Origin of the sequence: Streptomyces phytophilus (assembly GCF_013870535.1) — a bacterium.
Lineage (GTDB): Bacteria > Actinomycetota > Actinomycetes > Streptomycetales > Streptomycetaceae > Streptomyces > Streptomyces phytophilus.
Window position 1 is genome coordinate 1 of the sequence record NZ_JACBXC010000476.1, and the last position, 4,289, is coordinate 4,289.

The 4,289-nt window shown below is 74.4% G+C and carries 3 protein-coding genes and 1 pseudogene; 1 reads left to right on the forward strand and 3 read right to left on the reverse strand.

What is annotated here, in order from left to right:
- Both H5J30_RS19545 and H5J30_RS19550 read right to left on the reverse strand, forming a co-directional pair.
- On the reverse strand, positions 1 to 1,815 hold a 1,815-nt coding region (locus H5J30_RS19545), incomplete at its 3' end, for an ABC transporter ATP-binding protein (protein ID WP_181788704.1).
- 268 nt (positions 1,816 to 2,083) lie between these two features.
- On the reverse strand, positions 2,084 to 2,659 hold the full coding sequence (locus H5J30_RS19550) for an FHA domain-containing protein (RefSeq protein ID WP_445194949.1): 576 nt from the start codon (positions 2,657 to 2,659) through the stop codon (positions 2,084 to 2,086).
- A gap of 303 nt (positions 2,660 to 2,962) precedes the next feature.
- Between H5J30_RS19550 and H5J30_RS19555 the strand changes: the two genes are divergently transcribed.
- The gene (locus tag H5J30_RS19555) at positions 2,963 to 3,445 is read left to right on the forward strand and encodes an NUDIX hydrolase (RefSeq protein WP_181788705.1); all 483 of its coding nucleotides are present in this window, start codon (positions 2,963 to 2,965) and stop codon (positions 3,443 to 3,445) included.
- Between the two features lie 12 nt (positions 3,446 to 3,457).
- Here H5J30_RS19555 and H5J30_RS19560 read toward each other — a convergent pair.
- A pseudogene (locus H5J30_RS19560) lies at positions 3,458 to 4,289 on the reverse strand (FG-GAP repeat protein); the annotation flags it as partial.

A 4,289-nucleotide genomic window follows, 5' to 3' on the forward strand; every position in this document is an offset into this window, starting at 1 on the left:
GGCCGCCAGCAGCTCCGCGTGCGTGCCGCGCTCCACGATCCGGCCCTCCTCCACCACCAGGATCTGGTCCGCGGTCCGCACCGTGGACAGCCGGTGCGCGATGACCACCGCCGTCCGCCCGGCCAGCGCCTCCGCCAGCGCCTCCTGCACCGCCGCCTCGGACGTCGAGTCGAGGTGTGCCGTGGCCTCGTCGAGCACGACCACGCGCGGCTCCGCCAGCAGCAGCCGGGCGATCGTCAGCCGCTGCCGCTCGCCGCCCGAGAGCCGGTAGCCCCGCTCGCCGACGACGGTGTCCAGGCCCTCCGGCAGGGCCGCCATCAGCTCGTCCAGGCGCGCCTTGCGCAGCGCGTCCCACAGGTCCGCGTCGCTCGCGTCCGGCCGCGCCAGCAGCAGGTTCTCGCGGACCGACTCGTGGAAGAGGTGCCCGTCCTGGGTGACCATGCCCAGCGCCCCCCGCACCGAGGCTGCCGACAGGTCGCGGACGTCCACGCCGCCGAGGCGGACCGTGCCGCCGTCGGTGTCGTACAGCCGCGGGATGAGCTGCGCGATGGTCGACTTGCCGGCTCCCGAGGAGCCGACGAGGGCGACCATCCGTCCGGGCTCCGCGCGGAACGACACCCCGTGCAGCACCTGCGCGCCGGCCTTGGTGTCCAGCACGGCGACCTCCTCCAGCGAGGCCAGCGACACCTTGTCGGCGGCCGGGTAGCCGAAGTCGACGCCCTCGAACTCCACCGCCACCGGCCCGGCCGGCACCTCCCGCGCGTCCGGCTTCTCGGCGACCAGGGGCTTGAGGTCCAGCACCTCGAAGACCCGCTCGAAGCTGACGAGCGCGCTCATCACCTCGACCCGCGCCCCCGCCAGCGAGGTCAGCGGCGCGTACAGGCGGGTGATGAGCAGGGCGAGGGCGACGACGGCGCCGGCGTCGAGGGAGCCGCGCAGCGCGAACCAGCCGCCGAGGCCGTAGACGAGCGCCAGGGCGAGGGCGGAGACGAGGGTGAGGGCGGTGATGAAAAGGGTCTGCACCATCGCCGTACGGATCCCGATGTCGCGCACGCGCGCCGCCCGCTGCCGGAACTCCGCCGACTCCCGGTCCGGCCGCCCGTACAGCTTGACGAGTGTGGCGCCGGCCGCCGAGAACCGCTCGGTCATCTGGGTGCTCATGGCGGCGTTGTGGCCCGCGGCCTCGCGCTGCAGCCGGGCGAGCCGGGCGCCCATGCGGCGGGCGGGCAGCACGAAGACGGGCAGCAGCACGAGCGCGAGGAGGGTGATCTGCCAGGACAGCCGGAGCATGACGGCGAGCGTGAGGAGCAGCGTCACCAGGTTGCCGACGACGCCGGAGAGGGTGTTGCTGAACGCGCGCTGGGCGCCCAGGACGTCGTTGTTGAGCCGGCTGACGAGGGCGCCGGTGCGGGTGCGGGTGAAGAACGCGACGGGCATGCGCTGCACGTGGTCGTAGACGGCGGTGCGCAGCTGGAGGATGAGCCCTTCGCCGATACGGGCCGACAGCCAGCGCGCCACCAGCCCGAATCCGGCCTCGGCGACCGCGATGGCGGCGATGAGCAGCGCCAGCGAGATCACCCGGCCCCGGTCCTTGTCGCCGACGATCGCGTCCACGACCTGCCCCGCGAGCAGCGGCGTGGCCACGGCCAGCGCGGCGGTGATCACGCTGAGCAGCAGGAACCACTTCAGCAGCCGCCGGTGCGGCTGGGCGAACCGCCAGATCCGCCCGAGCCCGGCGCGCGACAGCGGGCGCTTGTCCTGCTGTGCGGTGACCGTGCTGTGGAGTGACTGCCAGGCGGTGGCCTGCATGTCCATCGGGTTCTCCCGTCTCGTGGTACGCGGCCGGGTGCGGCGGCCTGCCCCGTAAAGCTAGAACTTCAACCATGGTTCAGTGCAACCGCGGGGTGTCGGAGCCCGCGGATAGAGTCCTGGGCGGCCCGGGGGAGGGGCCTCGCCTCCAGGGGGACGCGCATGCGAACCGGAGCCGAAGCAGTTTTATGCCTGGCGCCCGCCGGGATGGCCGCACTGGCCGTGTTCGGCGCCGTGCCCGTCGCGCGGGGCGACGAGAAGTCCGCCGCGGTCCTCAGCGGGCCGTCAGCAGGTACCGGGTGTGGCCGAAGCCCAGCTGGTCGCCGGGGCGCACCGGCGCCTCGCCGGTCAGCCGGCGGCCGTTGATGAACGTCCCGTTCGTCGAACCCAGGTCCCGCAGCAGCCACACCCCGCTCGCACACCGCAGCTCCGCGTGCATCCGCGAGACGGTCTCCTCCATCAGCCGCAGCCCGTTGCGCGGATCCCGCCCTATGCGCAGCGGGATCGCCCCCGGCGCCGGAAGCATCAGCGGGGGGAGCCGCTCCGCCTGCCACGCCTGCTTCACCCGCACCCCGAGCGACGACGCCTTGGCGACCGTGCCGAGGATCGCCCGCGTCAACCGCCCCTCGCGCGGCGGCAGATCGGCGGTCAGCGCCGCCAACTGCTCGTGGGAGTGGGCGGCGAAGGCCAGGTCCACGCGGGCCAGGAACGTGTCCTGTGAAAGCCGCCCCTCCGCCGCGCCCTCGCGCAGCAACTCGATCGCCCTGTCCCGCTCTTCGTCGGAGACGCGCGGGGTCCCGTCCGGGTACACGGGGAACGCGGAAGACGTGGGGTGGTCGGAGCCTGACACCTTCGAATTGTCGGGCTGGGCGGCGGCAGGTGTCCAGTGCGCTTCCGTTCCCGTACGTACCCGTGACAAATGATCGACGCACTGACCACAGGAGTTAGGGTCTGTCGTTTGGGTCTTGTCGGATCAGGGAGCGGCGGCTGGTGCCGTGCATCGCAAGGCGGAGGAGGGAGGCGACGCGGAGCGTCGTTGACCGACGACAACGCCGCGAGGTGCGGTGCCAGGCTCCCCCACAGCGCTTCGCTCGTGGGCGGTTCCCCCAGCGAGCCCGGCGAAGATCCAAACGGCAGGCCCTAGGGTCGGCGCATGCGCACACCCCGCCGCGCCGCCCGTCTCGCCATCCTCGACCCCGACGGCGCGGTCTTCATGTTCCGCTACGACGACGTGGAGGCCGGCATCCACTGGGCCACCCCCGGCGGCGGCCTCGACCCCGGGGAGAGCCCGCGCGCGGGCGCGGTGCGCGAGCTGCGCGAGGAGACCGGCTGGACCGACGTCGAGGCGGGCGGGCTGCTCTGCACCTGGGTGCACGACTTCACCCGGCAGGGCGTGCCGGTGCGCCAGCACGAGCACATCTACCTGGCCGCCGGGCCACGCCGCGAGCCGACCCCCGAGGCGGTCGCGCGGCACCCGGAGGACCGCATCCTCGGCTGGCGCTGGTGGCCGCCGGCGGAGGCGGCGGCGCCGTCCGAGCCGCTGTGGCCGCCGCCGCTGGCCCGTCTGCTCGCCGCGCCGCGCGGCGCGCCGGTGGACCTGGGGTACCTGCCCGTCGCCCCGACGCACAGCGCGTAGCCCGGGTACGGACTATCCGGCGTCCTCGGTCGTGACGAAGTCGCGGTCCGCCACCGATGTGCCCTCCGGCGTGCCCCCGAAGATCCAGTAGCCGGACTCCTCCGGCGGGTCGCCCGCGCGGAACGTGCCGACGACCAGCTCGTCGTCCCCGTCCGTGTCGAGGTCGGCGAGGTGCAGCTGCCAGCCGAAGAGGTGGTCCGCGTTCCGGCGCAGCCCCGGCTTCGCCCCCACGTCCTGCGGCACGACGACCTGCGTGCCGTCCAGGGCCAGACCGCGGGCGCCGCCCAGGGTCACCGCGACCTCGCCCTCGTCGCCGCTCGGGGAGTAGGACGTGGCGAGGTCGTCCGTACCGTCGCCGTTCACGTCGCCGACGGCGCTGCCCAGGCCGACCCGCCGGCCCAGCTCGACGGCCTTGCGGCCGGCCCCCGGGCCCTCCGGGCTGCCGTAGACGACCAGGGCGTCCCCCAGCCACCGCCGGGCGACGAGGTCGTCCGTCCCGTCGTCGTCGAAGTCGCCGGCCACGAGCGGCGTGGCCCCGTGGCGCTCCCCGGAGGTGACGCCCGGCACGGCGCCGGCGAGCCGCAGCCCCGCGGGCGTGCCGCGGTAGAGCGCTGCGTCGATGACGTGGTCCGGCAGGCCCACGTCGAAGCGCACGTCCTCCTCGTCGTACGTGGCCCTGGTGACCAGGTCGTCGCGGCCGTCGCCGTCGAAGTCGCCGACGGCCACGTCGGTGACGGACGCCCAGCCCTCGAAGCCCACGTCGGTCGCCGTCTCGCCGCGCGGCTTCCCGCCGGCCCGGTCGAGGGGGCCGCGCAGCACGGTGGCGGGCTGGGCCCGCATGTCG